This window comes from Achromobacter sp. CF-sbj1-Ac2-l, assembly GCF_052698165.1.
Genome location: NZ_CP199855.1, coordinates 4096739 through 4120754, shown reverse-complemented (window position 1 = coordinate 4120754; position 24016 = coordinate 4096739). Strand labels below are relative to the sequence as shown.

Annotated in this window: 26 protein-coding genes; 12 read left to right on the top strand and 14 right to left on the bottom strand. The window is 68.5% G+C overall.

Going from position 1 to position 24016, the window contains the following annotated elements; translation table 11 throughout:
- Nucleotides 1-56 precede the first annotated feature (56 nt).
- Complete coding sequence (locus ACUDCK_RS18730; protein WP_026383041.1) at nucleotides 57-980, top strand: ABC transporter ATP-binding protein; 924 nt, start codon at nucleotides 57-59, stop codon at nucleotides 978-980.
- Nucleotides 977-1738: an ABC transporter permease gene (locus ACUDCK_RS18725; RefSeq protein ID WP_006386110.1), complete on the top strand. Its 762-nt coding sequence runs from the start codon at nucleotides 977-979 to the stop codon at nucleotides 1736-1738. The genes ACUDCK_RS18730 and ACUDCK_RS18725 overlap by 4 nt, the downstream gene beginning before the upstream one ends.
- Nucleotides 1739-1822: 84 nt before the next feature.
- Here ACUDCK_RS18725 and ACUDCK_RS18720 read toward each other — a convergent pair whose 3' ends face one another.
- The 4 genes from ACUDCK_RS18720 to ACUDCK_RS18705 all read right to left on the bottom strand — a co-directional run bounded on the left by ACUDCK_RS18720 (nucleotide 1823) and on the right by ACUDCK_RS18705 (nucleotide 4733).
- A complete protein-coding gene (locus ACUDCK_RS18720) occupies nucleotides 1823-2521 on the bottom strand; it encodes a glutathione S-transferase family protein (protein ID WP_175166691.1) in 699 nt (232 codons plus the stop codon).
- 67 nt (nucleotides 2522-2588) lie between these two features.
- Entirely contained in the window at nucleotides 2589-2981 is a 393-nt protein-coding gene (locus tag ACUDCK_RS18715; RefSeq protein WP_054502923.1) for a DUF4168 domain-containing protein, read from the bottom strand.
- Nucleotides 2982-3215: 234 nt separating this feature from the next.
- The gene (locus ACUDCK_RS18710; RefSeq protein WP_054502922.1) at nucleotides 3216-3860 is read right to left on the bottom strand and encodes a 4'-phosphopantetheinyl transferase family protein; all 645 of its coding nucleotides are present in this window, start codon (nucleotides 3858-3860) and stop codon (nucleotides 3216-3218) included.
- A 57-nt stretch (nucleotides 3861-3917) separates the two neighbouring features.
- A complete protein-coding gene (locus tag ACUDCK_RS18705) occupies nucleotides 3918-4733 on the bottom strand; it encodes a sulfite exporter TauE/SafE family protein (RefSeq protein ID WP_054502921.1) in 816 nt (271 codons plus the stop codon).
- A 100-nt stretch (nucleotides 4734-4833) separates the two neighbouring features.
- Between ACUDCK_RS18705 and ACUDCK_RS18700 the strand changes: the two genes are divergently transcribed.
- Nucleotides 4834-5604 carry an AraC family transcriptional regulator gene (locus ACUDCK_RS18700; RefSeq protein ID WP_054503283.1) on the top strand — a complete coding sequence of 257 codons (771 nt, stop codon included), beginning with the start codon at nucleotides 4834-4836 and terminating at the stop codon, nucleotides 5602-5604.
- A gap of 39 nt (nucleotides 5605-5643) precedes the next feature.
- Here the strand turns inward: ACUDCK_RS18700 and ACUDCK_RS18695 are convergent, their stop codons facing one another.
- Nucleotides 5644-6081, bottom strand: coding sequence for a hypothetical protein (locus ACUDCK_RS18695; RefSeq protein WP_144654803.1), 438 nt, complete (start codon nucleotides 6079-6081; stop codon nucleotides 5644-5646).
- 374 nt (nucleotides 6082-6455) lie between these two features.
- Here ACUDCK_RS18695 and ACUDCK_RS18690 point away from each other — a divergent pair, with 374 nt between their 5' ends.
- Nucleotides 6456-6659, top strand: coding sequence for a cold-shock protein (locus ACUDCK_RS18690; protein ID WP_006385404.1), 204 nt, complete (start codon nucleotides 6456-6458; stop codon nucleotides 6657-6659).
- 46 nt (nucleotides 6660-6705) lie between these two features.
- Complete coding sequence (locus tag ACUDCK_RS18685) at nucleotides 6706-6981, top strand: hypothetical protein (protein WP_175166692.1); 276 nt, start codon at nucleotides 6706-6708, stop codon at nucleotides 6979-6981.
- A gap of 34 nt (nucleotides 6982-7015) precedes the next feature.
- Here the strand turns inward: ACUDCK_RS18685 and trhA are convergent, their stop codons facing one another.
- A complete protein-coding gene (gene trhA, locus ACUDCK_RS18680; protein ID WP_064527895.1) occupies nucleotides 7016-7669 on the bottom strand; it encodes a PAQR family membrane homeostasis protein TrhA in 654 nt (217 codons plus the stop codon).
- A gap of 279 nt (nucleotides 7670-7948) precedes the next feature.
- Here trhA and ACUDCK_RS18675 point away from each other — a divergent pair, with 279 nt between their 5' ends.
- From ACUDCK_RS18675 to ACUDCK_RS18665, 3 genes are all read left to right on the top strand, one after another.
- On the top strand, nucleotides 7949-8131 hold the full coding sequence (locus ACUDCK_RS18675; RefSeq protein WP_006396220.1) for a hypothetical protein: 183 nt from the start codon (nucleotides 7949-7951) through the stop codon (nucleotides 8129-8131).
- 125 nt (nucleotides 8132-8256) lie between these two features.
- Nucleotides 8257-9327, top strand: a complete 1071-nt coding sequence (locus ACUDCK_RS18670; RefSeq protein ID WP_054502917.1) for an extracellular catalytic domain type 1 short-chain-length polyhydroxyalkanoate depolymerase — start codon at nucleotides 8257-8259, stop codon at nucleotides 9325-9327.
- A 189-nt stretch (nucleotides 9328-9516) separates the two neighbouring features.
- On the top strand, nucleotides 9517-10029 hold the full coding sequence (locus ACUDCK_RS18665; protein ID WP_054502916.1) for a DUF1993 domain-containing protein: 513 nt from the start codon (nucleotides 9517-9519) through the stop codon (nucleotides 10027-10029).
- An 85-nt stretch (nucleotides 10030-10114) separates the two neighbouring features.
- On the opposite strand, the gene ACUDCK_RS18660 is transcribed toward ACUDCK_RS18665, so the two are convergent.
- Complete coding sequence (locus tag ACUDCK_RS18660; RefSeq protein ID WP_054502915.1) at nucleotides 10115-10618, bottom strand: VOC family protein; 504 nt, start codon at nucleotides 10616-10618, stop codon at nucleotides 10115-10117.
- A 131-nt stretch (nucleotides 10619-10749) separates the two neighbouring features.
- Nucleotides 10750-11118: a DUF1428 domain-containing protein gene (locus ACUDCK_RS18655; protein WP_054502914.1), complete on the bottom strand. Its 369-nt coding sequence runs from the start codon at nucleotides 11116-11118 to the stop codon at nucleotides 10750-10752.
- Nucleotides 11119-11288: 170 nt separating this feature from the next.
- On the opposite strand from ACUDCK_RS18655, the gene ACUDCK_RS18650 reads away from it, so the two are divergent.
- From ACUDCK_RS18650 to ACUDCK_RS18640, 3 genes are all read left to right on the top strand, one after another.
- Nucleotides 11289-12263 (top strand): GlxA family transcriptional regulator, encoded by a 975-nt coding sequence (locus ACUDCK_RS18650; protein ID WP_175166693.1) that lies wholly within the window; start codon nucleotides 11289-11291, stop codon nucleotides 12261-12263.
- A gap of 279 nt (nucleotides 12264-12542) precedes the next feature.
- The gene (gene hydA / locus ACUDCK_RS18645) at nucleotides 12543-14012 is read left to right on the top strand and encodes a dihydropyrimidinase (RefSeq protein WP_144654805.1); all 1470 of its coding nucleotides are present in this window, start codon (nucleotides 12543-12545) and stop codon (nucleotides 14010-14012) included.
- Between the two features lie 75 nt (nucleotides 14013-14087).
- A complete protein-coding gene (locus ACUDCK_RS18640) occupies nucleotides 14088-15020 on the top strand; it encodes an N-carbamoyl-D-amino-acid hydrolase (RefSeq protein WP_155755605.1) in 933 nt (310 codons plus the stop codon).
- On the opposite strand, the gene ACUDCK_RS18635 is transcribed toward ACUDCK_RS18640, so the two are convergent.
- A complete protein-coding gene (locus ACUDCK_RS18635; RefSeq protein ID WP_054502910.1) occupies nucleotides 15017-15979 on the bottom strand; it encodes a LysR family transcriptional regulator in 963 nt (320 codons plus the stop codon). The two genes, ACUDCK_RS18640 and ACUDCK_RS18635, sit on opposite strands and share 4 nt — an antisense overlap.
- A gap of 78 nt (nucleotides 15980-16057) precedes the next feature.
- Here ACUDCK_RS18635 and ACUDCK_RS18630 point away from each other — a divergent pair, with 78 nt between their 5' ends.
- Nucleotides 16058-16717, top strand: a complete 660-nt coding sequence (locus ACUDCK_RS18630) for an aspartate/glutamate racemase family protein (RefSeq protein WP_054502909.1) — start codon at nucleotides 16058-16060, stop codon at nucleotides 16715-16717.
- 66 nt (nucleotides 16718-16783) lie between these two features.
- Here ACUDCK_RS18630 and ACUDCK_RS18625 read toward each other — a convergent pair whose 3' ends face one another.
- The 5 genes from ACUDCK_RS18625 to ACUDCK_RS18605 form a co-directional block, all read right to left on the bottom strand.
- Complete coding sequence (locus ACUDCK_RS18625) at nucleotides 16784-18544, bottom strand: ABC transporter ATP-binding protein (protein ID WP_175166694.1); 1761 nt, start codon at nucleotides 18542-18544, stop codon at nucleotides 16784-16786.
- Between the two features lie 12 nt (nucleotides 18545-18556).
- The gene (locus ACUDCK_RS18620; protein ID WP_054502907.1) at nucleotides 18557-20011 is read right to left on the bottom strand and encodes an amidohydrolase family protein; all 1455 of its coding nucleotides are present in this window, start codon (nucleotides 20009-20011) and stop codon (nucleotides 18557-18559) included.
- 64 nt (nucleotides 20012-20075) lie between these two features.
- Entirely contained in the window at nucleotides 20076-21653 is a 1578-nt protein-coding gene (locus ACUDCK_RS18615) for an ABC transporter substrate-binding protein (RefSeq protein WP_054502906.1), read from the bottom strand.
- Between the two features lie 50 nt (nucleotides 21654-21703).
- Nucleotides 21704-22609: an ABC transporter permease gene (locus ACUDCK_RS18610; protein WP_231133056.1), complete on the bottom strand. Its 906-nt coding sequence runs from the start codon at nucleotides 22607-22609 to the stop codon at nucleotides 21704-21706.
- On the bottom strand, nucleotides 22606-23544 hold the full coding sequence (locus ACUDCK_RS18605) for an ABC transporter permease (protein WP_054502904.1): 939 nt from the start codon (nucleotides 23542-23544) through the stop codon (nucleotides 22606-22608). The genes ACUDCK_RS18610 and ACUDCK_RS18605 overlap by 4 nt, the downstream gene beginning before the upstream one ends.
- Nucleotides 23545-24016 lie beyond the last annotated feature (472 nt).

Genomic DNA, 24016 nt, shown 5'->3' with positions numbered 1-24016 from the left:
AGCCGCCCGCGGCAGGCGGGTAAAATCAGCGGTTGTCCACCACGCTGGGAGCCAGAGTGCAGCCGGTCATTTCAGTTCAAGGCCTATCCAAGCGATACGCCTCGGGATTCCAGGCGCTCAAGAGCGTCGACCTGGAAATCCAACGCGGCGAGATCTTCGCCTTGCTCGGCCCCAACGGCGCCGGCAAGACCACGCTCATCAGCATCATCTGCGGCATCGTCAACCCGACCGAGGGCCGGGTGCTGGCCGACGGCCACGACATCCTCACCGACTACCGCGCCGCCCGCAGCGCCATCGGCCTGGTGCCGCAGGAAATCTCCACCGATGCCTTCGAAAGCGTGTGGAACACCGTCACCTTCAGCCGCGGCCTGTTCGGCAAGCCGGCCAACCCCGAGTACATCGAGAAGGTGCTGCGCGACCTGTCGCTGTGGGACAAGAAAGACAGCCGCATCATGGCCCTGTCCGGCGGCATGAAGCGGCGCGTGATGATCGCCAAGGCGCTGTCGCACGAACCCAAGATCCTGTTCCTGGACGAGCCCACCGCCGGCGTCGACGTCGAATTGCGGCGCGGCATGTGGGACATGGTGCGGCGCCTGCGCGAGAACGGCGTCACCATCATCCTGACCACGCACTACATCGAGGAAGCCCAGGAAATGGCTGACCGCGTCGGCGTGATCCGCAAGGGCGAGATCATCCTGGTCGAGGAAAAGAACGCCCTCATGACCAAGCTGGGCAAGCGCCGCCTGACGCTGACGCTGAAGGCGCCGCTGCCGGGTATCCCCACCGCGCTGGAGCCGTTCCACCTGGAAATGTCGGCCGACGGCCGCCAGCTGGTCTACACCTACGACAACCAGGGCGGCGGCCAGATCTCCGGCCTGCTGCGGCGCCTGACCGAGCTGGACATCGAATTCACCGACCTCAACTCCTCGGAAAGCTCGCTCGAGGAAATCTTCGTCAGCCTGGTGCACGGACAATCATGAATTTCTACGCAATCCGCGCCATCTACCGCTTCGAAATGGCCCGCGCCTGGCGCACGCTGATGCAGAGCGTGCTGTCGCCGGTCATTTCCACCTCGCTGTACTTCGTGGTGTTCGGCTCGGCCATCGGTTCGCACATGGTGCAGATCGACGGCGTCAGCTACGGCGCCTTCATCGTGCCGGGCCTGATCATGCTGTCGCTGTTGACCCAGAGCGTGGCCAATGCTTCGTTCGGCATCTACATGCCGCGCTTCTCGGGCACCATCTACGAGATCCACTCGGCGCCCATTTCGTACCTGGAGATCGTCGCCGGCTACGTCGGGGCGGCCGCCAGCAAGTCCATCATCCTGGGGCTGATCATGCTGGCCACGGCGCGCCTGTTCGTGCCGTTCGAGATCGCGCATCCGTTCTGGATGCTGGGCTTCCTGCTGCTCACCGCCGTCACCTTCAGCCTGTTCGGCTTCATCATCGGCGTGTGGGCCGACGGCTTCGAGAAGCTGCAGATCATCCCGCTGATGATCATCACGCCGCTGACCTTCCTGGGCGGCACCTTTTATTCCATCAAGATGCTGCCGCCGTTCTGGCAGGGCGTGACGCTGTTCAACCCGGTGGTGTACCTGGTCAGCGGCTTTCGCTGGGCGTTCTATGGCGTGGCCGACGTCAACGTCACGGTCAGCGTCGCCATGACGCTGGTGTTCCTGGCCGTCTGCCTGGTGGTGGTGCGCTGGATCTTCAAGACCGGCTATCGCCTGAAGACCTGAGCCTGTCCGTCGGCCGCCCGCCGGAGCAGGGGGGCGGCCCGCGCCAGGCGCCCGCGTGTGCGCCTGGCGCCAGCGCCGGACCGGCTACGCCGCCGCCACGGGCGCCTGGCGCGCCAGCCCGCCATGGGCATCGAGCAGCCGCTCGCGCCACGCGGCCACCGGATCGTCGGCCGCCAGCAGTTCCAGCGCGCTGGTGCAGCGCGCCCACATGAAGAAACCGAACACCGCGTAATCCGCATAGGCCGGCTGCTGGCCGGCCAGGTACGGCTGCCGCGCCAGCGTCTGGCGCAACGGCAGCAGCGAGGCGCGCAGGGCCGCCAGTTGTTCCTCCCGCAACGCGGGCAGGTCTTCGAGCGGGCCGAAGCGCTTTTCGCGGGTATGGCGGAAGTAGTCCTTGTCCTTGGCGTCGATCAGGGCGTGGATCTCCGGCAGCAGCAGCCGCGCCAGCGTCGGCACCAGGGTGGTGTCGGCCCAGGTGTTGGCGAACAGGCTGAGCGCGCGGCCGGTGTCGCCGCCGAACAGCGAGGGGCGTTCGGGGAACGTGTCTTCCAGGTAGCAGGCGATCTGCCACGAATCGCTGATCACGTGGTCGCCGTGCACCAGCACCGGCACCAGCTTCTGGCCCGAGAATTCGATCGCTTCCTTGTCGGTGAAGCGCCACGGCACGGTGTTGGCGGCCAGGCCCTTGTGGGCCAGCGCCATGTGCGTTTTCCAGCAATGCGGGCTGAAGCGCAGCGTCGGATCGGCGCCGGCCAGGTCGTACAGGGTGAGATCGGGGGTCAAGATGCCGCGCTCCTTGAAGGGTTCCCCGGCAGGATACCCCCAAGGCGCGCTGAGCGGGGAGGGGGGCCTACTGCACGGTCGCGCCGGCCTTGCCCATGTTCATGAGGCGCTGCTTGAGCTGCGGATCCTGCTGCACGGCGCGGCCGATGCCGTTGAATTCCTCGACGGACAGGCCGTCCGCCTGCACCAGCTTGACCATCTTGGCGTCCGCTTCCTGGATCACCTTCTGCTTGGCCGCGTCGGTCTTGGCGGCGTCGACCTTGGGCCGATATTCGTCCACCACGCCCGACACCTTCTGCGAGGCCGAGGCAAAGCGCTGCAACTGCTGGTCGGTGGGTTGCGCGGCGGCGGGCGCCGTCGGCGTCTGGCTGGCGGGCGCGTTCTGCGCCAGGACGGGAGCACCGGACAAGACGGCCGCGGCTAGCACGGCCGACAGGATTGCGGTTTTGGAACGCTGCATGGAAACCTCCTAATTCCGGGTGAATGTCCGACCATGATGACAACCGGCTCCGGGGCGGTTCAAGTTTCGCAATGTGTTTTCCTGTGTCGGCGGACCACGATGGCGCCGGGCCTGCGCGGGAGGGGCGCCCCGGGCGGGCGGCGGAAATGTTTTGCCCGCAACTTCGTGACATTGCGCAAGCGGATCGCAGGCCGGGTGTCGGCGGCGGGGGGCGCCGCTGCCGCGCCGGAGCCGTCAGGGCGCCAACTGCACCGCCGTGTACACGTGTCCCTGGCCCTGCCGGTAACCGCAATGGAACGACTGGCCGCGCCGGAAATCCGGGCCGGCATCGCGCTGCAGCCGCAGCACCAGCCGCTGCGCCGTCACGTCCGCATGCACCACGGCCAGATCGCTGAATTCCAGCGGGCAGCGCGTCAGCGGGAACTGGCACTTGTAAAGCGCTTCCTTGGCCGAGAACACCAGCGTGGCCCAGACGGCGCGGGGCAGGGCGCCGGCCACCAGGCCGTGCTCATCGGGCAGCATGCAGACGGCTTCGATCGCTTCCAGCGCATCGGCGCCGGCGATCGCTTCCAGGTCGATGCCCAGGCCGCGCGTGTCGGCGAGGCGGCCCACGGCCACGCCCAGCAAGCGCCGGCTGTGGCTGATGGAGCCGACGAAGCCCTCGGGCCAGCGCGGCGCGCGGTCCACGTCCGCGCCGACCTGCACGGTGCGCGCGCCCAGCCCCGCCAGCAGCGTTGCGGCCAGTTCGCGTCCCGCCTGGTATTCGGCCTGGCGGCGCGCGGCGGGGTCCGGCGCGTCATCGGCCGGCAGGGGTTGCACGCGTTGGGCAATGCGGCCGGTCAGGACAAAAGGCGCGTAGGGGGCGGGCAGCGGAGTCAAGGCAGGGCGCCATCGGGTGGGATGCTCCGATCATAGGCCATCGCCGCGCCGCTGCGCTCAGGCCAGCGCCATGCTCAGCAGCACCAGCGCCAGCAGCGCGACGTAGACGCGGGCGTGCCATTGGTCCGGAATGCGCGGGATCAGCGGCGCCGCCAGCCGGATGCCGGCCAGCGACCCCAGCGCCAGCGCTGCGAAGGCCAGCAGGTCGACATAGCCGATGATCCAAGGCGCCAGCGGCGCCGGCAGCGCCCGCGCCGCCGCCATGTAGGCCAGCGTGCCGACAATCGCCACCGGCAGCGTCAGCGGATTGGCCATGGCCGCGGCCTTGGCCATCGGCAGACCGCGGCGGCGCAGCAGCGGCACCGTCATCACGCTGCCGCCGACGCCCAGAAACGTGGCGATGACGCCGATCGCCACGCCGCCTCCGACCGTCACGCCCTGGCCCAGGGGCCGCGCCGCGCGCGTCTCCCGCTGCGCCATGAAGCCCTGGCGCAGCACGCAGTCGAGAATGGTCACGGCCAGATAGGCGATGAAGGCATGGCGCACCAGGTCGCCGCTGGCGCGGGTGGCGGCCCAGGCGCCCAGCAGCGCGCCCGCCCCGATGAAGGCGGCCAGCGGCCAGACGTAGCTGCGCACGATGTTGCCGGCGCGCTGGTGCCTGCGGGTCGCGGCCACCGAGTTGACGATCATCACGCAGGTCGAGGTCGCCACCGCGATGTGCATGGCCGCCTGGCCGATGGCGTCCTGCGCGCCGTGGGTGGCGGTCAGCACGCCATACAGCACCGGCACCACCACGAAGCCGCCGCCAAAACCGAACAACACCGTGGTCACGCCGCTCAACGCGCCGAACAGCGCCAATGTCACGTACAGCATTTCATGCGTCCTTTCCGTGAAACCGCCACGATAGGGCGGCTGGCGCTGGCTTGCTTTCGAGGATTGGACAATAATGTTTGCGTTCCGGCCACGTCCCGTCATGCGAAACAGCCACATCGATCAGCACGATCGCCTCGACCGCGCGGTGGTTGCCATCGGCAACGACTACCCGCCCGGCCACCTGCTGCCGGCGCACACGCACCGCCGCGCGCAACTGCTGTACGGGGCCACCGGCGTCATGCACGTCGTCACCCGCGACGGCAACTGGGTGGTGCCGCCGCAGCGCGCCGTGTGGATCCCCGCGGGCGTGGCGCACCAGGTGCGCATGCAGGACGTCAGTACGCGCAGCGCCTATATCGAGCCGGGCGCGGCCCGCGCCGGCAGCGCCGCCTGCGAGGTGGTCGAGGTGTCGCCGCTGCTGCGTCAGTTGCTGCTGGCGGCGGTCGACATGCCTGCCGACTACGACCCGGCCGGCCGCGACGGGGCGCTGGCGGCGCTGCTGCTGCACGAGGTGACGCGCGCGCCGGTGCTGCCCCTGCACATCCCGCTGCCGCGCGACAAGCGCCTGGCGCCGCTGTGCCGCGCCTTCGTCGCCGCGCCCGACGTGCGCCAGTCGCCCGAGGCCTGGGCCGAGCGCCTGCACATGAGCCCGCGCACCTTCAGCCGCCACTTCCGCCAGCAGACCGGCATGGCGTTCTCGGCCTGGCGCCAGCGCGCCTGCGTGGTGCTGGCGCTGGCGCGGCTGGCCGCCGGCGCGCCGGTGACGGCGATCGCGCTGGACTTCGGCTACCAGAGCCCGGCGGCGTTCTCGACCATGTTCCGGCGCGTGCTGGGCCGTCCGCCCACGAGTTATCTGCACGCGGCCGACTAGGGACGGCTGCGGGCGTGCCGGCACGGCCCCGGGGGGGATTCAGCGCCGCAGTTTCATCGACACATCGGTATGCGTGCCGCGATCCAGGTCCGCGCCCAGCGGTTGCGTCCACAGCGGCAGCTTGAGCAATTCGTTGCCGACCTCGCCCGATTCGATGCGCTGCGCGATGTCATCGAGCAGCAGCGTGCGGGTCGCGAATCCGCGCCCCTGCAAACCGCGTGCGAACAGGCGGTAGGTCAGGTTGGGTTCGGCGCCCTTCATGACGCCCAGGTCGAGAATGCGGCCATGCTCGTCGCGCAGCAGCAGGTGGCCGGGGCGGGCGTAGATGCGGTAGATGCGCCACGGCGAGGACACCGCGGCGTGTTCGCGCGGGCGCTCGGATCGAGCCGGCGCGTCGGCCGGCGCGGGTGTGGCGGGCGGCAGCAGTTTCACGCAGGCGTTGGCGAATCTGGCAATGGACCTTCCGATGCGACTCACGGTCGTCTTCCTCCGGGATGGCGATACGGCGAGGAGACGCGCGTTCAAGCACCACCGTTGCAGCATACGCGCTTTATCGACCGCAGCGGGCATTTGCGCAGAGAGTTACGTAATTGGCCCGAATGCCGCCTCCCTCGGGTCCGATATATCACAAAAGTGATCAATGGAATCACGTATCGGCCTGTATCGGCCTGGATGTTAATTGGAAACAGCCGTTGACTTTCGCCTGTCGGGCACCCATAGTGGACTTGCAGCTATTCGAGCATCGTGATCAACGTCCGGTATCGCGCCCCTTCTGGCGCCTCATTGTTCGCCGTCCCTTTCCTTGATTGGCTCCCTTCCCGGGCGCTGCCCGCCATGCAAGGAGTGAAATGATGGAAACCGGAATTGTGAAGTGGTTCAACGACGCCAAGGGCTTTGGCTTCATCATGCCCGAGAACGGCGGCAAGGACCTGTTCGCGCATTTCTCCGAGATCGTCGGTGACGGCCACAAGGCGCTGGTCGAGAACCAGCGCGTCAGCTACGTCACGGCGCAAGGCGCCAAAGGCCCGCACGCGACGCAGATTCGCGCAATGTGAACGACGGCCCCGCCGTGCGGGGCCATCGGTTCAGAAAGGAGGACACATGTTCCATAACAACATGGTCTACAAGGGCTACCGGCTGATCGCCAGCGTATCCCGCATTTCCGTGGCGGGCAGCCCCCGTCCCGCCTTCACCGCGACCGTGGGGGTCGAGCTGGCCGCCGATTGGCACCGCCTGCACGACCCGCACCAGGTGCCGTTGTTCGCGGCCGGCGGCTTCGTGTCGTCGCCAGTCATGGCGGTGGATGCCGCCATCCATCACGGCCGCCAGTTGGTCGACGGCTACGTGCGGCCAGCCGCGCAGGTGCCCGCGCGCTAGCGCGGCGCGTCGACAGGGCGTGGCCTGAACGCGTTCAGGCAGCGCCCGCGCCGTACCACAGCACGGCGAAGAAATGACAAACGGTGCCGGCCAGCACGAACAGGTGCCAGACGAAGTGGCCATAGCGCCAGCGGTTGTCGAACACGAAGAACACCACGCCGCCGGTGTAGGCCAGCCCGCCGGCCAGCAGCCACCACAGGCCGCCGCTGGGCACCAGCTCGAGCATCGGCTTGACGGCGATGACCACCAGCCAGCCCATCGCCAGGTACAGCCCGGTGGACAGGGCGGGGCGGTCGAGCCGCTTGCTCGCCTTCAGCCCCACGCCCAGCAGCGCCATGCCCCACACCAGGCCGAACAGCGTCCAGCCCCAGGGACCGCGCAGCGCGCCCAGCGCGAACGGAGTATAGGTGCCCGCGATCAGCAGGTAGATGGCCGAGTGGTCGAGCACATTGAACAGGCGCTTGGCGCGGTTGTCCGGCAGCGCGTGGTAAATGGCCGACGCCAGGTAAAGCAGGCACATGCTGGCGGCAAAGATCGCCGCGCCGACGATAAACGCGGCATCGCCCTGGCGCGTGGCCGCGACGATCAGGATCGGGGCGGCGGCCAGCGCGCCAGCCGCGCCCAGACCGTGGCTGACGGTGTTGGCGATTTCCTCTCCGAGGGTCTGGCGGCGGTCATTCGGGAACATGGTGTGCGGAGCGAGCGAGAATTGTAGTCAGGGTTTTCACCATAAGGGTTTTGCGTCGCCGCCTCAAGTCGGCCGGAGGCGCAGGGCGGCCCGCCTTGATTTTCTGCAAACCCGGCCGCTGCGGGGGCGCTCGAAAAGCTGCGAGGGCAAGTTACTGTGTGATACATTTCTCTCGCTAAATCAGCCGCCCGCAGAGGCGGCGCTTTGGCTGCGTACCGCGTTATCGAGGGGCTGCGCATCCGGCGGGCCCGCACAGACTCTTCAAGGGGAGGCTCTTCTATGATTCCGGCAATCGGCCTGATGGTTGGGGCATACATCGTCACGCGCATGACCGCGACGCTGACCCGGCCAGGCACCAGCAAGGTCGTCAAGGTGCTTTCCATCATCACGATCGCGGTAGCGCTGGTCTCCTGTCTGGAATTGCTGACGAGCGGCGCGGCAATCCAGTCCGGTCGGTTCTGAGCCGGGCCGGTCCCGGAGCATGGGCGTCCGCCCGCGGCGGATGCGGCAGTCGGCGGGCCGCGCGTTGCGGCCAGGCGGTTTTCAAACGTCGTCGTGGAGTCACACAGCGTTCACAGGCCCGATCAATGGCGCGCAGTCTCACCCATCTGTTTTTCACCGCCGCGAAGAAGCTGAGCCGCATGCAGCGCGCGGCCATGCGCATCGCGGCGCCCAAGCGGGCGCGCAAGCGCGCCGCGCCGGCGCGTCCGGCCGCCGCCCGGCCGGCCGCGCACAGCGCCACCGGCGCCGCGGCCCCCAGCCTGGGCAGCGGTCGCTGGGAAGCCTCGCGACAATTCACCGACGCGCACGGCCGCAGCCTGTCTTTCGCCCGCTACACGCCGCCGGCCGTGCCGCGCCAGGGTATGCCGCTGGTGGTGATGCTGCATGGCTGTCGCCAGACCGCGCTGGCGTTCGCGCGCGGGTCGCGCATGAACCAGTGGGCCGACGCCGGCGGATTCATGGTGCTGTACCCGCAGCAATCGATGACGCGGCAGGTGCAGCGCTGCTGGCGCTGGTTCCAGCCCGACGCGCAGCACGGCGGCGCCGAGGCCGACCTGATCGCCGCCTTGATCCAGGCCGAGGTGGCGCGCCACGGGCTGGACCCTGAACGCGTCTACATCGCCGGCCTGTCGGCCGGCGCCGGCATGGCCGGGCTGGTGGCGCTGCGCCATCCCGCGCTGATCGCCGCGCTGGCGATGCATTCCGGGCCGGTGCTGGGCGACGCGCACAGTGCCGCGGCCGGCCTGAACACGATGCGCCGCGGCTCGGTCAAGCCGTTGCTGCCGCTATTGCAGGGCGTGGCGGATCCCGCCGCGTTCGCGCTCGGCATGCCGGCCATGATCCTGCAGGGGCAGATGGATCCGGCGGTGGCGCCGCGCAATGCCAGGCAATTGTTCGAGCAGTTCCGCGCCCTGAACGGGCTGGCGGCGGACGAGCCGCCGGTCGAGCGGGTGCTGGGCCTTGGCACCGAGAAGGCCTATCGCCGCGTCGATCTGTTGCGGGGCCGCAAGATCGTGCTGCGGCTGTGCGAAATCACCCGCGTCGAGCACGGCTGGAGCGGCGGCGATGCCTCGGTGCGCTATCACGCGCGCAGCGGCCCGGATGCCTCGGCGCTGATCTGGCGGTTCTTCCAGGGGCAGCGGCGCGTGGTCGCGTAGCGCGCCTGCGGGCAAGGGCGGCGGGGTGGCCTGACGGCGGCCAGCGCGTTATTGTTCGGGAAACGGAAACAGACATGTCGTCCCCGGCGCCGGCCGGCCGTCGCGGCGCGGCGCTAACATCGCGCCACGCCCGCGGACCCGGCGCCGTTCCCGCGCCCGGCCGGGCAAGCCTATTCGGAACTCATCATCATGTCCCTGTCCATCTACCAGGCCTCGGTGCCTGTCTTCATCCGCGGTTTGAGCGTGCTGGCCGCGCTGCTGGAAAAGGGCGCCGCCCACGCGGCCGCCAACGGCATCGATCCGGCCGAGCTGGTCAATGCCCGCCTGGCCCCCGACATGTACCCGCTGTCGGGGCAGGTGCAACGCGCCAGCGACGCCTCCAAGTTCGCCACGCAGCGCCTGTCGCAGGTCGAATCGCCCAGGTTTCCCGATGAGGAAACCACATTCGAGCAATTGCAGAAGCGCATCGCCGACACCATCGCCTACCTGCGCTCGGTGCCGGCCGAGGCGCTCGAGGGCGCCGAGGGCCGTAAGATCACGCTCAGCTTCGGCGAGTTCAAGCCCGAATTCCAGGGCGATGCCTACCTGCTGACGTTCGCGCTGCCGAACTTCTATTTCCACGTCACCACCGCCTACGACATCCTGCGCCACGCCGGCGTGCCGATCGGCAAGCTGGACTTCCTGGGGCCGTACACGGCCTGACGCGGCGTCGGGGCGTCCCGCACGCCCTCGCCGGTACGCCCGCGCCCTTGCGGACGCGGGCCGGGCGGGCGCTTGAAGCGGCGGGTCAGCCCGGCTGCTTCGAGCGATCGCCGCAGCCTTCCATCTCGCCCATCCGGGCCATGTTGCGCTGGATTTCCTCCGGCGTCAGGTCTTCCTTGTGGGTGGCGATCGACCAGCGGTGGCCGAACGGATCCACCACCTGGCCGTAGCGGTCGCCCCAGAACATGTCGGCCGCCGGCATGGTGACCTGCGCGCCCGCCGCCACCGCCTGCTTGATCGCGGCATCCACATCCTGCACGTACAGGTGCAACGTTACCGGCGAGCCCTTGAGCGCCTTTGGGCCCAGGCTGCCCCATTCGGGGAAGTCATCCATCAGCATCACCACCGAATCGCCGATGCGGATGGCGGCATGCATCACCTTGCCGCCGGGGGCCGGCAGGCGCGTCAGTTCCTTGGCATCGAACGCCTTGCGGTAGAAGGCAATGGCATCCGAGGCGCCTTCGCACACGATGTGCGGGGTCAGGGTGTGCATGCCGTCGGGAATCGCTTGCTTTGCGGGGGTGGCCATGATGTGTCTCCGATAACCGTGAAAGAGAGGGGTACTTGGGGGACGGGCGCCGGCGACTGCGCAGTCCGGCCCGTCCTGTTCCCACGACGAATGGGCGGTGCCGGGATCGACATGCCGCCGCGATTTTTTTTTCAACCGCGGGCCGACTTGCCCACCAGGGTGGTGAAGCCGCCCCAGCACATGCGCTTGAAATCGAACACGCCCTCGCAGGACATGCCCGTCAGGCGCGGGTCGGCCATGACCTTGGCGTTGATGCGGTCGCGTTCGGCCTTGCTGGCGAACGCGATCCAGGAGAACACCACCGTCTCGCCCTCGCGCGCGCCGGCGGCGGCGCTGAACGAGCCGAAGCCCTCGCCGTCGATGTCGTCGGCCACGCACTCGCGGAATTCCAGCGCGCCGCATTCCAGCCAGATCGAGCCGGCCAGCTCGGCCATCTTGCGATAAGTCTCGATGTTGGCCTTGGGCACGCTCAGCAGGTAACCATCTATGTACTGTTCCATCCGATGCTCCTTGATTCCGTGTCGTTGTACGCGCCCCCCGCAGGCCCGCATCGCCGCGGCGGCCGCGCCGGCAGCCATGCCGGTAGTTGTCACTGTATCGGGATCGGCAGCGCTTTCAGATAGGCGATTGCGACATTCTTGAGGGTGGATTGCGACAGGTCTGTCGGCGTATGCTGGTGGGCATGAAAAACATCGCCTTCCTGCTGCCGGCCGGCGCCAATATCGCGTCGCTGGAAACAGCCCGGCACGGCTTCCTGGTGGCCAATGAGTACCTGGCCGCGCAGGGGCGCGCGCCGCAATTCCAGGTGCGCACGCTGGCCGCCACGCGCCAGGTCAGCCTGGACGACGGCCGCATCACGGTGCAGGCCGACCTGGTGCTGGACGAGGCCCGCGATATCGACATCTGCATCGCGCCGCCGCTGCTGGGCGCGGTGTCGGACGTGGTGCTGTCCAACCGCGAACTGGTCGATTGGATCGCCCGGCACTATCGCGGCGGCGGCGAGGTCGCCAGCCTGTGCCTGGGGGCGGCGCTGCTGGCCGCCGGCGGCCTGCTCGACGGCCAGCAGGCGGTGGTGCACTGGGCCGCGCGCAACCTGTACGCCAGCCTGTTTCCGGCGGTGGATTGGGGCATCGACCGCGTGGTCCATTCCGGCAACGGCATCTACACCAGCGGCGGCGCATTCTCGGCCGCGCACCTGGTGCTGCACCTGATCGAGAAATACACCGACCGCGACACCGCCATCTGGTGCGCCAAGTACTTCCAGCTCGACTGGAGCCGCCAGAGCCAATTGCCGTTCTCGGTGTTCATGGGCCAGAAGGCGCACGCCGACCAGGTGGTGCGCGCGGTGCAGGACTTCATCGAAAGCCGCTACACCGAAAAGATCACCGTCGAGGACCTGGCCGATCGCCACGCGCTCGGCCGCCGCACGCTCGAACGGCGTTTTCGCCAGGCCACCGGCAACAGCATCGTCGAGTACGTGCAGCGCGTGCGCGTCGAAGCCGCCAAGCGGCGCCTGGAAAGCTCGCGCAAGAGCGTGTCGGAAGTGATGTACGAGGTCGGCTACAACGACACCAAGGCCTTTCGCGACATCTTCAATAAATACTGCGGCATGTCGCCGGTGGGCTACCGCGAACGCTACCAGTAGTCGGCCCGCGTCAGCCCGCGCGCCGGCGCGCCACGGGGAAACCCGATATAAAACTTTGCACAGCCTCCATGATCCAGCGTTATGCGTGGCGGCCGGCTGTTTGCCGCGTCGTGGGGAAATAGTCCATGGAATCAGGGCGTTAGCGTCTCCGTCTGGCGCCCGTCCGTGGCCCGGCGCGGCGGCTTCGCGCCGTTTCCCAATTGCCCGCGGGCATGCATGATGGTGCCTCCTGCCAGGCGCCGCCACGGCGCGCCGGGCCATGCGTTGGGACTTTTCTTGATGACAGACTTCGATCTGACCTTGCACAACGGCCGCATCGTCACGGCCGATGCCGACTTCGTCGGCGACATCGGCATTGTGGACGGCGCCATTGCCGCGATCGCGACCTCGCTGCCGGCGGGCCGCCGCGCCATCGACGCGGCCGGCCGGCTGGTCATGCCGGGCGGCATCGACAGCCACTGCCACGTGGAACAGCTTTCCAGCATGGGCGTGCTGTGCGCCGACGACTGGCACACCGCCTCGATCTCGGCGGCCCACGGGGGCAACACCACCATCGTGCCGTTCGCGGCGCAGCATCGCGGCCAGTCGCTGCGCCAGGTCGCCGAGGCCTACGCCGCCTCGGCCGCCGAGAAATCGGTGATCGACTACAGCTACCACCTGATCATCTCGGACCCCACGCCCGATACCTTGAACCGCGACCTGCCCGAGCTGATCCGCGCCGGCATCACCTCGTTCAAGGTCTTCATGACCTACGACAAGCTCAAGCTGGACGACCGCCAGTTGCTGGACGTGTTCGCCATCGCCGCGCGCGAGGGCGCGCTGCCGATGGTGCACGCCGAGAACAACGACGTCATCAGTTGGATCGCGCGCCACCTGCTGGCGGCGGGCCACACCGCGCCCAAATACCACGCCGTCAGCCACGATCCGATCGCGGAGAACGAGGCCACGCAGCGCGCCATCAGCCTGGCCGCGGTGCTGGAAGTGCCGGTGCTGATCGTGCACGTCTCGACCCAGGGCGGCGCGCAGGCGATCCACGCCGCGCAGACGCTGGGCGCGCCGGTGTACGGCGAGACCTGCCCGCACTACCTGCTGCTGACCGCCGAGGATATCGACATCCCCGGCGTCGAGGGCGCCAAGTTCTGCTGCAGCCCGCCGCCGCGCGACCCGCTGTCGCAGCAGGCGCTGTGGCAGAGCCTGGACAGCGGCACGCTGGCGCTGCTGTCGTCCGATCACGCGCCGTACCGCTATGACGAATCCGGCAAGCTGCCGGCCGGCGACGCGACCACGTTCAAGCAGATCGCCAACGGCCTGCCGGGCCTGGAAGTGCGCATGCCGCTGCTGTTTTCCGAAGGCGTGCGCAGCGGCCGCCTGACGCTGCAGCAGTTCGTGGCGCTGACCTCGACCAATCACGCCCGCATGTACGGCCTGTACCCGAAGAAGGGCACGCTGGCGGTGGGCGCGGACGCCGACATCGCGATCTGGGATCCGGAGAAGACCGTGACCCTGCGCGCCGCCGACCTGCACGACGCGGTCGGCTACACGCCCTATGAAGGCCGCCAGGTCACCGGCTGGCCCACCACGGTGATCAGCCGCGGCGACGTGATCGTGGACGACGGCGTGCTGCGCGCCGAGCGCGGCCGCGGCCAGTTCATCGCCCGCGGCCTGCCCGCCCCGCTGCAGAAGGCGCGCGAGATCAGCCCGCGCGCCGCCTTGCTGCGCAAGATTTTCCCGGCCGTGATCGCGTCCTGAGCGACACGGCCCTCAACGCATAGCGATAGAACCCCGGAGACTGACATCGTGAGCAACGCAACCCATGCGCGCAAAATGGACCTCGCGGTCGCCCAGATGGGCGCCGTCAACCTGGCCGACACCCGCGCGGTGGTGGTCCGCCGCCTCGTCGAGATGATGCGCGAAGCCGCGGCCCGCAAGGCCGAGTTCGTGGTCTTTCCCGAACTGGCGCTGACCACCTTCTTCCCGCGCTACTGGATGGAAGACGCCGAGGCGGTCGATCGCTTCTTCGAAAAGAGCATGCCCAACGCCGACGTGCAGCCGCTGTTCGACACCGCGCGCGAGCTCGGCATCGGCTTCTACCTGGGCTACGCCGAACTGACCCCGGAAGGGCGCCAGTTCAACACCGCCATCCTGGTCGACCGCCAGGCCAAAATCATCGGCAAGTACCGCAAGATCCACCTGCCGGGCCATTCCGACCACAAGCCGGAGGCGCCGTTCCAGCACCTGGAGAAGAAGTTCTTCGAGGTCGGCGACCTGGGCTTCGGCGTCTGGGAGACCAACGACGTCAAGATCGGCATGTGCCTGTGCAATGACCGCCGCTGGCCCGAGACCTACCGCGTGATGTCGCTGCAGAGCGCCGAGCTGATCGTGCTGGGCTACAACACGCCGTCGCTGAACATCCACTGGAACGAGCCGGCGCACCTGCGCACCACCACGCACGAGATCGTGCTGCAGGCCAGCGCCTACCAGAACGCGGTGTGGGTCGCCGCCGCCGCCAAGTGCGGCCACGAGGATGGCCACCACATGATCGGCAGCTCCATGATCGTGGCGCCGTCGGGCGAGATCGTGGCCCGCTCGAGCGGCGAGGAAGACGAAGTCATCACCGCCCGCATCGACCTGGGCATGGGCCAGACCTTCCGCGACCACGTCTTCAACTTCGCCAAGCACCGCAGCCCGCAGCACTACAAGCTGATCGTCGAGCGCACCGGCGCCGGCGAGCCGCTGCCGGTGGCGCAAATCGATTAGGTCCGCTTGAGGATTGCCTGCGTCATCGCGGGCAACTCCTTTTTGACGATCTGGGAAAACTGCGTCAGGAAGGCCTTGGCGATGGACGGGGGCGGCTCGATCCGGGAATGAGACACGTACACGAACAGCGGGATCGCCGGCTCGACGCGGCGCACCGCCAGCCCGTGCATCAGGGCGTCGGTCAGGCCATACGAGTCCACCAGCGCCACGCCGACGCCCTGGCGCACGAACGAGCACGCGGTCTGCGACGAGCGCACTTCGATCGCCGGGGCCAGGATGTCGCGGCCCTGCGGATCGAGATGCGCGTACAGCGTCTCGCCCAGCGGCGTGTCGCGGCTGTAGCCCACCAGCATCTCGCCGGCCAGCATGTCCGGCAGGATCACGCGCTCGCGCGCCAGGCGGTGGCCCGCCGGCAGCACGCAGACGATTTCGCCCTGCGCCAGCTCGGTGGTGATCAGGTTGGGATGCTCCGGCTTGAAGATGGAGATGGCGATGTCGGCGTAGCCCAGCAGCAGTTGCGGCAGCAGCGCGTCCATGCCCAGTGGCCGGTAGCGGATGCGCACGCCGGGGTTGCGGGCGCAGAACTTCGCGGTTGCCGCCGGGATCAGCCACTCGCCGAAGCTGGGGCTGGACACCACGCTGACCAGGCCGCCGCCGTGGCCGGCCAGGCCCGCGGCCATGTCGTTCAGGCGGTTGACGCCGGCCTGGATCGATTCCACTTCCTGGAACAGCTTGCGCGCTTCCTTGGTGGGATGCAGGCGGCCCTTGAAGCGCTCGAACAGCGCATAGCCGAGGCGCAGTTCGATCGATGCCAGCACCCGGCTGATGGCCGGCTGGGTCACGTGCAGCAGCCGCCCGGCCGCGCTCAACGAGCCCGTGATCATGATGGCGTGGAATACCTCGATCTGGCGCAGATTCAACGGCGCGGAAGACCGGACCTTTCCGGGTAACTCAGACATGCTGCGTGCTTTCCTCTTGACCCGGGCGGTGCGCCGGCGCTTGCCGGCCCGCCTCTATTGCAAGGATTCTACTCAATCGTGCCCAACGCCCGCATCCTCCTCGTAAACCCGAATTCCCTGGACAAGGTGACCGAGGCCATCGGCCGCGCGGTCGAGCCGTTCCGCCACCTGCCGCTGGATTTCCGCTGCCTGACGTCCGCCGGCGGGCCGGCCGGCATCCAGAACCAGGCCGAGGCCGACGCCAGCATCGCGCCCATGACCGAGCTGGTGCGGCGCGAGGCGGCCGGCGCCGACGCCGTGATCGTGGCCTGCTTCAGCGATCCGGGGCTGCATGGCCTGCGCGACCTGGCGCCGGTGCCCGTGCTGGGCATCGGCGAATGCTCGGTGCTGACGGCAATGAGCATCGGCGCCCGCGTCGGCGTCATCGCCATCGCCGGCGCCGCCATCCCGCGCCACCTGCGCTACTTCCGCGCCATGGGCGTGGCCGACCGCATCTGCGGCGAACTGGCGCTGGACCTGCGCGTGAGCGACCTGGCCGACGCCGAACTGGCGTTCCAGCGCATGGCGACAGTGGGCAGGACCCTGCGCGACGCCCACGGCGCCGACGTGCTCATCATGGGGTGCGCGGGCATGGCGGACCTGCGCGCGCGGCTGCAGGAGGCCTGCGGCCTGCCGGTGGTGGAGCCGACCCAGGCCGCCGTGGCCATGGCGGTCGGGCGGATCTTCGGCGGCGCTTGAACGGCCGCGGGGGCGGCAGCGCATCGGCCATGCCGGCGCCGTGGCGCGCGCATGGCCGATGCGGCGTTACGCCGCCTGCTGCACGTAGTGGCCGGCGGCCACCTGCACCAGTTGGGCCACGACCGGGTTGTCGCCCACCTTGCGGATCGGGCTCGGAATCTCGCGGGCCGCGCGCGCGCTGCGCTGGTGGCGCCGCGCCGGATCCGGCACCGGCACCGCCGACAGCAGCCGCTGCGTATAGGGATGGCGCGGCCGGTGCAGCACCTCCTGGGTCGGGCCGATCTCGACGATCTGGCCCATGTACATGACCGCCACGCGGTGGCTGACCTTCTCCACCACCGCGATGTCGTGCGAGATGAACAGGTACGACAGGCCCATCTCGCCCTGCAGCTCCTTCATCAGCTCGATCACGCGCGCCTGCACCGACACGTCCAGCGCCGACACCGGCTCGTCGGCCACGATGATCCTGGGATTCACGCTCAGCGCGCGGGCGATGCACAGGCGCTGGCGCTGGCCGCCCGAGAACTGGTGAGCGTAACGGTCCAGGAAGTCGCGCGGCAGGCTGACCCGTTCCAGCAACTGGGCGGCGCGCTCGCGGCGCTGCTCGCGGCTGTGGCCGCCATGCACCTTGAGCGGTTCGCTGACCAGGTCCCAGGCGTGCAGGCGCGGATTGAGCGACGCATACGGGTCCTGGAAGATCATCTGGATGTGGCGCCGCATCGCGCGCATCTGCTCGGGCGTCATGTGGGTGACGTCCTGGCCGGCCAGGCGGATCGAGCCGGCGCTCGGCTGCACCAGCTTCATCAGCAGGCGCCCGGTGGTCGACTTGCCCGAGCCGGACTCGCCCACCAGCGCCAGCGTCTCGCCGGCGCGCAAGTCGAACGACACGCCCTCGACGGCGTGCACGTTGGCCACCACCTTGCCGAAGGCGCCGGCCTTGACCGGAAAGCGCTTGGCCAGGCCCGACACTTCCAGCACCGCCGGGCGCTCCCGCACCATGGCTTCGTCGGGCGAACCGTCGCCCAGCCGCGGCACCGCGGCCAGCAGGTCGCGCGTGTAGGGCTGCGTGGGCGCCTCGAACAGCGTCGCGGTGGCGCTTTCCTCGATCCTGTCGCCGTGCCGCATCACCACCACGCGATCGGCGATCTCGGCCACCACGCCCATGTCGTGCGTGATGAACAGCACCGCCATGCCGACCTCGCGCTGCAGGTCGCGGATCAGGTCGATGATCTCGGCCTGCACCGTGACGTCGAGCGCGGTGGTCGGTTCGTCGGCGATCAGGAGCTGCGGCCGGCAGGCCAGCGCCATCGCGATCATCACGCGCTGGCGCATGCCGCCGGACAGGTCGCCGGGATACTGCGTTATGCGGCGTTCGGGTTCGGACATCTTCACCGCCACCAGCATCTCCTGGGCGCGCCGCCAGGCCTCCTGGCGCGAGATGTCCTGGTGCAGCAGATAGACTTCGGCCAGTTGGTCGCCCACCGTCATCACCGGGTTGAGCGAGGTCATCGGCTCCTGGAAGATCATCGAGATCTCGTTGCCGCGGATGCGCCGCAATGCCGGTTCCTCCAGCCCGAACAGGTCCACCTCGCGGCCGTCGCGCGGCACGAAGCGGGCGCTGCCGGCGGCGATGCGGCCGCCGGCGCGCTCGATCAGGCGCAGGATCGACAGCGCCGTCACCGATTTGCCGGAGCCGGACTCGCCCACCAGCGCCACCGTTTCGCCGCGGCCGATGGTGAAGTCCAGCGACTTCACCGCCCGATACGGTCGGGCGCGGGCGCCGAACTCGACGCTCAGGCCCCGCACCGCCAGTAAGGTCTCGCTCATGGGGATGCTCCGTCAGGCGCGGCTGGGAAAGACGCGCGGCGACATGGCGTCGATGTCGCGGCCGGCGTAGTCGCGCTGCGCCACGGTGGCGATGGTCCGCGCCTGGGCGCGCTCCACTTCCTGCATGGCGCGTTCGATGTCGATGGTCAGCAGCTTGCCGTCCCTGACCACCTGCTCGCCGTCCACGTACACGTCGCGGATGGCGCGGTCGCCGGCCGAATAGATCAGGCTGCGCAGCGGCTCGCGGCCAGGCCGCATGTACGGATGCGACAGGTCGACCAGCGAGAAGTCGGCCTTGCCGCCGACCGCGATGCGGCCGATGTCGTCGCGGCCCAGCATGCGCGCGCCGTTGATCGTGGCGGCGTTGAACACTTCCTCGGTGGACGCGGCGCGGAAATGGCCGGCCTGCAGCCGGGCCACGTAGCAGGCCAGCCGCATTTCATCGAGCATGTTGTGCGGGAAGGTATCGGTGCCGATGCCGACGTTGATGCCGGCGCGCAGGTAGCGGCCCAGAAAGCTCAGCGCGATGCCGCGCCGCGCGAACACCGTCGGACAGTGCGCGACGTGCGCGCCGGAGCGTTGCAGCAGGCCGAAGTCATCGGCGTGCGGCCAATACAGCGCGCGGTGGTCGTTCAGGAAGATGCCGTGGCCGATGATGAGGCCGCCATCGAGCAGGCCCTGGTCATCGAGCCATTCGATCGGCGTGCGGCCGTGGCGGCGCGTCATCTCCGAGAATTCGACCACGCTCTGCGCGGCGTGGATCTGCATCGGGACGCCCAGGCGGCGCGCGGCGTCCCGTGCCGCCTTGAGCAGTTCGGGCGAGCAGGTGTCGACCTGCGAGGGGCACAGCATGGCGCCGAGGCGGCCGCTGGGGTGGTTGATGGCGCTGTCGGCCACCGCCAGGGCGGCCTCGAACGACTTGAGCGCCGCCGCTTCATCCCAGGTGTATTCGACCGAATGGCCGTCGTTGGTGCGCCAGGCGGCCGAGCGGAACATCGGGCCCAGCACCCCACGGATGCCGGCCGCCGCCACCACGTCGGCCCAGCCGGGGCGCGGCAGCGACATGTCCACGAAGGTGGTCACGCCGCTCAGCAGCATCTCGGCCATCGCCACCTGGTTGGAGTACTGCGCCGTCTCGATGCCGGTGCGGAACACCGGCATGTATTCGTACAGCGAGCTCTGGCCCAGCTTGTCGCTGCCCAGTTCTTCCAGCAGCCCGCGGTTGCCCGGCTCGGAAGAGGGATGGCTGTGGACGTTCACCAGGCCTGGCATCGCCATCAGGCCGTTGCCGGCCACGACCCGGTCGGCCGGACCGGCATAGTCCTTGCCGGCATGGATGACGGTGTTGCCGCGCATCACCAGGTCGGCGTTCTCGATATAGACGTGCGAGCCCAGCGCCTCGTCCCAGGCCACCAGGGTGGCGAGCTGCTTGAAATGGGTGATGCGGGCTTGATTGGTGTCGCTCACGGGAGACTCTCTGTGCGGCGGAATCAGGAGAAGGGCGGCGGGGGGGGGCGCCGCCCGGTGCGGTTTACTTCAACTCGATGTCCAGGCCCTTGTAGGCGGCGGCGCCGAAGATGCCGTGCGCGCGCATCGGCTTCAAGCGCGGCCCGCCCACCAGGTACAGCGAGTCGTGGTACAGCGGAATCCACGCCACGCCGTCGGAGATCTTGGTCAGCGCCTTGGACAGGATCGCATCGCCGCTCCTGGCGTCCAGCGCCTCGCTGCCCTCGGCCAGCCAGCGGTCGGTGTCGGCGTCCTTCCAGTTCATGCGGTTCGGGGTCGGGATGCTGCTGGACAGGAAGTAGCTGTTGAGCGCCTCGCCCGTGCTCATGTAGCCGAAGCTCATGCTGAATTCATCGAACTCCTGCGTGGCCAGTTTGCCCCAGGCCGAGGTCGAGTCGAACAGTTGCACGCGCAGGTCGGCGCCGACCTTCTTCATGTCGCCCTGCACGGCTTCCATGATGTCTTTCCAGTAGCCGGTGATGCCGTAGTGCAGCAGCGACAGCTTCTGGCCGTCCTTGTAGCGGTAGCCGTCCTTGCCCATCTTCCAGCCGGCTTCGTCCAGCAGCTTGTTGGCGGCGGCCGGGTCATAGCGGTAGGCGTCGTTGGAGCCGGCGGGGGTGTTGGTGGCCAGCATGCTGGTGGCGGGCACCGCCTCGCCGAAGGTGATGGCCTCGGTCAGCGCCTTGCGGTTGATCGCCAGGTTGAGGGCGCGGCGCACGTTCACGTCCGTCAGCATCGGCTTGTCGATCTTGAAGCCGAGGAAGAAGGTCCAGTAGAACGGGTCGGCCTTGCTGACGAACAGGCGCTTGTCGGCCTTCAGGTCCTTGATGGCCCACTGCGGCAGGTAGCGCGACAGGTCGGCCTGGCCGCTTTGCAGCGCGGTCAGGCGGGTGCTTTCCTCGGGCACGATCTTCCAGACGATCTTGTCGACCTTGGGCGTCGGGTCCTTGTAGATCGCCGGGCCCCACTTGTAGCCGGCATGGCGGGTCAGCACCACTTCATTGCGCGGCGACCAGCTCTGGAAGCAGTACGGACCGGTGCCGTCGAAGGCCTTGACGCCGTAGTCCTGGCCCAGCGCCTTGACCTGGTCGATGTTGATGACCGAGTGCATGTAGTGCGCCATCTGCTGCAGCAGCTCGTTGTAGGGCTTCTTCAGCTTGTAGACCACGGTGACGTCGTCGGGCGCGGTGATGCTGTCGACCGGACCGGCGCGCCAGCGCTCCAGGCCCTTGGTTTCCGGGTCCAGCCAGCGGGTGTAGCTGGCGACCACGTCCTTGGCCGTCATCTTGCGGCCGCTGCAGAACGTCACGTCGTCGCGCAGGCTGAAGGTGTAGGTCAGGCCGTCCGGCGAGATGGTCCAGCTCTTGGCCAGCGCCGGCACCGGCGTCTTCATGTCGTAGTCCAGTCCCACCATGGTGTCGGCGGCCATGAACAGCACTTCGGCCGCGCCGCGCGCGGTGGTGCGGTGCGGGTCGTACTTGTCGGTGTCCAGCTCGCGCAGGATCAGGACGGTCTTTTCGGCCTGCGCCAGCGCCGGCGCGGGCGCGGCCAGCAGGCAGGTCAAGGCCAGCGGCGCGAGGGCCAGTCCCTGGATGGTCTTCATGTTGCGGTTCCCCTGTGTGGTTTGTGGTGTGTGGCCGGGCCTGCCGCGGTTCAGAACCGCAGCTTGGGATCGAGCGCGTCGCGCAGGCTGTCGCCCAGCAGGTTGAAGGCAAGCACGATGAAGAAGATGGTCATCGTGGGAATGGTCGAGATGTGCGGGAAGATCTGCAGGAACTTGCGGCCGTCGGCGGCCATGCTGCCCAGTTCCGCGAACGGCGGCTGCGGTCCCAGCCCCAGGAACGACAGCACGGAGCCCAGCAGGATGGTGTGGCCCAGTTGCAGCGTGGCGTAGATCATCAGCATCGACGAGCAGTTCGGCAGCAGATAACGGGTGATCAGGTAAAAGTTGCCGAAGCCCATGGCGTGGCCGGCCTCCATGTATTCCTGCTTCATCACCACCATGGCCGAGCCGCGCGCGATGCGCGCCATGCCGGGAATCGCCGAGATCCCCAGCGCCAGCACCATGCTGGTGGTGCCGGGGCCCATCAGCGCCGACAGGCTAAGGCCGAACAGGATCGCCGGGAACGACAACAGCACGTCGACCACGCGCATGATGACGCCTTCCAACGGTCGGTAGTAGGCGGCCAGGATGCCGAGCAGGGCGCCCAGGCCGGAGCCGCCGATCACCGCCAGCACGCTCAGCATCAGCGTGGCGCGGATGCCGTAGATCACGCGCGACAGGATGTCGCGGCCCTGCACGTCGGTGCCCAGCAGATAGTGGACGCCATCGGCCGAGGTCCAGCCCGGCGCCTTGCGGGCGATGGCCATGTTGGTCGAATACGGATCGTGCGGCGCCAGCCAGGGGGCGAACAGCGCCACCAGCACGATCGCGATCACCGCCAGCAGCGACAGCAGCAGGATGGGATCGCGGCGCAGGCGCGACGCGATGCGCGTCAGCGGCGTGGCGATGGCCTGGGGCGGCAGTCCGCCCATCGAGGAAGTGGTGCCTGCGCTCATGATTTGTTGCCCCGTGGATCCAGGTAGCCGTAGAGCAGATCCACGATCAGGTTGATGAGGATGAAGCCCAGCGCGGTCACCAGGATCGCGCCCTGGGCCAGCGGGAAATCGCCGGCGAAGATGGCGCCGACCGCCATGCGGCCCACGCCCGGCCAGGAATAGATCTGTTCGGTGACCACGGCGCCGCCCAGCAGGTTGCCCACCTGCAGGCCCACCAGTGTCACGATCGGCAGCAGCGCGTTGCGCAGCGCGTGGCGCAGCAGCACGCGGCGTTCGCCGGCGCCCTTGGCGCGCGCGGTGCGCACGTAGTCGCCGCTGAGCGTCTCGATCACGGCGGTGCGGGTGATGCGCGCCACCGGTCCGATCAGCACCGACCCCAGCGTGAGCGCGGGCAGCGCCAGCGATTGCAGGCCGGCCAGGGTCCAGATCGGGCCGTTGCGGCCGATGTACGGCAGGATGCCGGCGCCGCCGACGTGCTGCACCAGCAGCAGGCCGACCCAGAACACCGGCAGCGACACGCCCACCACCGACAGCGTCATGACGAAGCGGTCGGTCAGCTTGCCGCGGCGGTAGGCGGCCAGCGTGCCCAGCAGGATCGCCAGCGGGATGGACCAGACCACGCTGGCCAGCATCAGCTCGGCCGTCGCGCCGATCGTGGCGCCGATCTCGTCGATGACCGGCACGTTGGAGATCATCGAGCGGCCCAGGTCCAGATGCAGCAGGCGCCACACGTACAGGGACAACTGCTGGACGATCGATTTGTCCAGGCCGAGCTCCTGGCGCACCTGCGCCAGTTCCTCGGCGGTCGCGGTGGGGCCGGCAATCACGGCGGCGGGGTCCGCCGGCGCGACCTGCAGGAGCACGAAGCACACCACCACCACGCCCAGCAGGACGGGCAGCGAGATCGTGAAGCGATTGAGGATCTGGCGGATCATGCGAGGCCCGCGCAAGTCAAACGGGCTGGCTCGGGGACTGGCCCGGTGCGCGGCGCGCCCGCGGCGGGCCGTGGGGGGGAAAGGTGAACTGGTCTCGGCATGACACGACCTCGTCTCTGTGGGCGTCCAGGTGCTGCGGTGGCCAAAGAATGCCAGCGCGTCCTGGCGCCGGGGACCCAGGGAAATCCACTATGGGAAGACCGCGGCGAGATTTCGTATTCCCTTCTCAACCAATTGAAATGAAAGGGTTTTTTTCGGGTTTTCGGCGAATGGCGCGACGCCTGCGATAACGCGGTGTTATGAAGCCTGCCTAAAGATTGATAGACACCGGAGCGATAGGCGGCAGGATCGGGACGCCCGGGCGGCGGATGGGCGGCGACGCCCGCATATCCATAGTTGGAATCCTTCGTTGGCGCCGGCTGGCGCGCCTCTTAGCCTGTTTGCTGTGTAAAGCGGGCGTTCGACACCGAAG

Excerpts from the sequence above, each read along its gene's own strand:
- ACUDCK_RS18625 (WP_175166694.1), bottom strand. The coding sequence starts at position 18,544 with ATGAGCGAGACCTTACTGGCGGTGCGGGGCCTGAGCGTCGAGTTCGGC.
- ACUDCK_RS18685 (WP_175166692.1), top strand. The coding sequence starts at position 6,706 with ATGTTCCATAACAACATGGTCTACAAGGGCTACCGGCTGATCGCCAGC.
- ACUDCK_RS18605 (WP_054502904.1), bottom strand. The coding sequence starts at position 23,544 with ATGATCCGCCAGATCCTCAATCGCTTCACGATCTCGCTGCCCGTCCTG.
- ACUDCK_RS18635 (WP_054502910.1), bottom strand. The coding sequence starts at position 15,979 with ATGTCTGAGTTACCCGGAAAGGTCCGGTCTTCCGCGCCGTTGAATCTG.
- ACUDCK_RS18705 (WP_054502921.1), bottom strand. The coding sequence starts at position 4,733 with ATGCTGTACGTGACATTGGCGCTGTTCGGCGCGTTGAGCGGCGTGACC.
- trhA (WP_064527895.1), bottom strand. The coding sequence starts at position 7,669 with ATGTTCCCGAATGACCGCCGCCAGACCCTCGGAGAGGAAATCGCCAAC.
- ACUDCK_RS18650 (WP_175166693.1), top strand. The coding sequence starts at position 11,289 with ATGCTGGTGGGCATGAAAAACATCGCCTTCCTGCTGCCGGCCGGCGCC.
- ACUDCK_RS18675 (WP_006396220.1), top strand. The coding sequence starts at position 7,949 with ATGATTCCGGCAATCGGCCTGATGGTTGGGGCATACATCGTCACGCGC.
- ACUDCK_RS18615 (WP_054502906.1), bottom strand. The coding sequence starts at position 21,653 with ATGAAGACCATCCAGGGACTGGCCCTCGCGCCGCTGGCCTTGACCTGC.
- ACUDCK_RS18655 (WP_054502914.1), bottom strand. The coding sequence starts at position 11,118 with ATGGAACAGTACATAGATGGTTACCTGCTGAGCGTGCCCAAGGCCAAC.
- ACUDCK_RS18700 (WP_054503283.1), top strand. The coding sequence starts at position 4,834 with ATGCGAAACAGCCACATCGATCAGCACGATCGCCTCGACCGCGCGGTG.
- ACUDCK_RS18690 (WP_006385404.1), top strand. The coding sequence starts at position 6,456 with ATGGAAACCGGAATTGTGAAGTGGTTCAACGACGCCAAGGGCTTTGGC.
- hydA (WP_144654805.1), top strand. The coding sequence starts at position 12,543 with ATGACAGACTTCGATCTGACCTTGCACAACGGCCGCATCGTCACGGCC.
- ACUDCK_RS18725 (WP_006386110.1), top strand. The coding sequence starts at position 977 with ATGAATTTCTACGCAATCCGCGCCATCTACCGCTTCGAAATGGCCCGC.
- ACUDCK_RS18660 (WP_054502915.1), bottom strand. The coding sequence starts at position 10,618 with ATGGCCACCCCCGCAAAGCAAGCGATTCCCGACGGCATGCACACCCTG.
- ACUDCK_RS18640 (WP_155755605.1), top strand. The coding sequence starts at position 14,088 with ATGGACCTCGCGGTCGCCCAGATGGGCGCCGTCAACCTGGCCGACACC.
- ACUDCK_RS18715 (WP_054502923.1), bottom strand. The coding sequence starts at position 2,981 with ATGCAGCGTTCCAAAACCGCAATCCTGTCGGCCGTGCTAGCCGCGGCC.
- ACUDCK_RS18670 (WP_054502917.1), top strand. The coding sequence starts at position 8,257 with ATGGCGCGCAGTCTCACCCATCTGTTTTTCACCGCCGCGAAGAAGCTG.
- ACUDCK_RS18665 (WP_054502916.1), top strand. The coding sequence starts at position 9,517 with ATGTCCCTGTCCATCTACCAGGCCTCGGTGCCTGTCTTCATCCGCGGT.
- ACUDCK_RS18610 (WP_231133056.1), bottom strand. The coding sequence starts at position 22,609 with ATGAGCGCAGGCACCACTTCCTCGATGGGCGGACTGCCGCCCCAGGCC.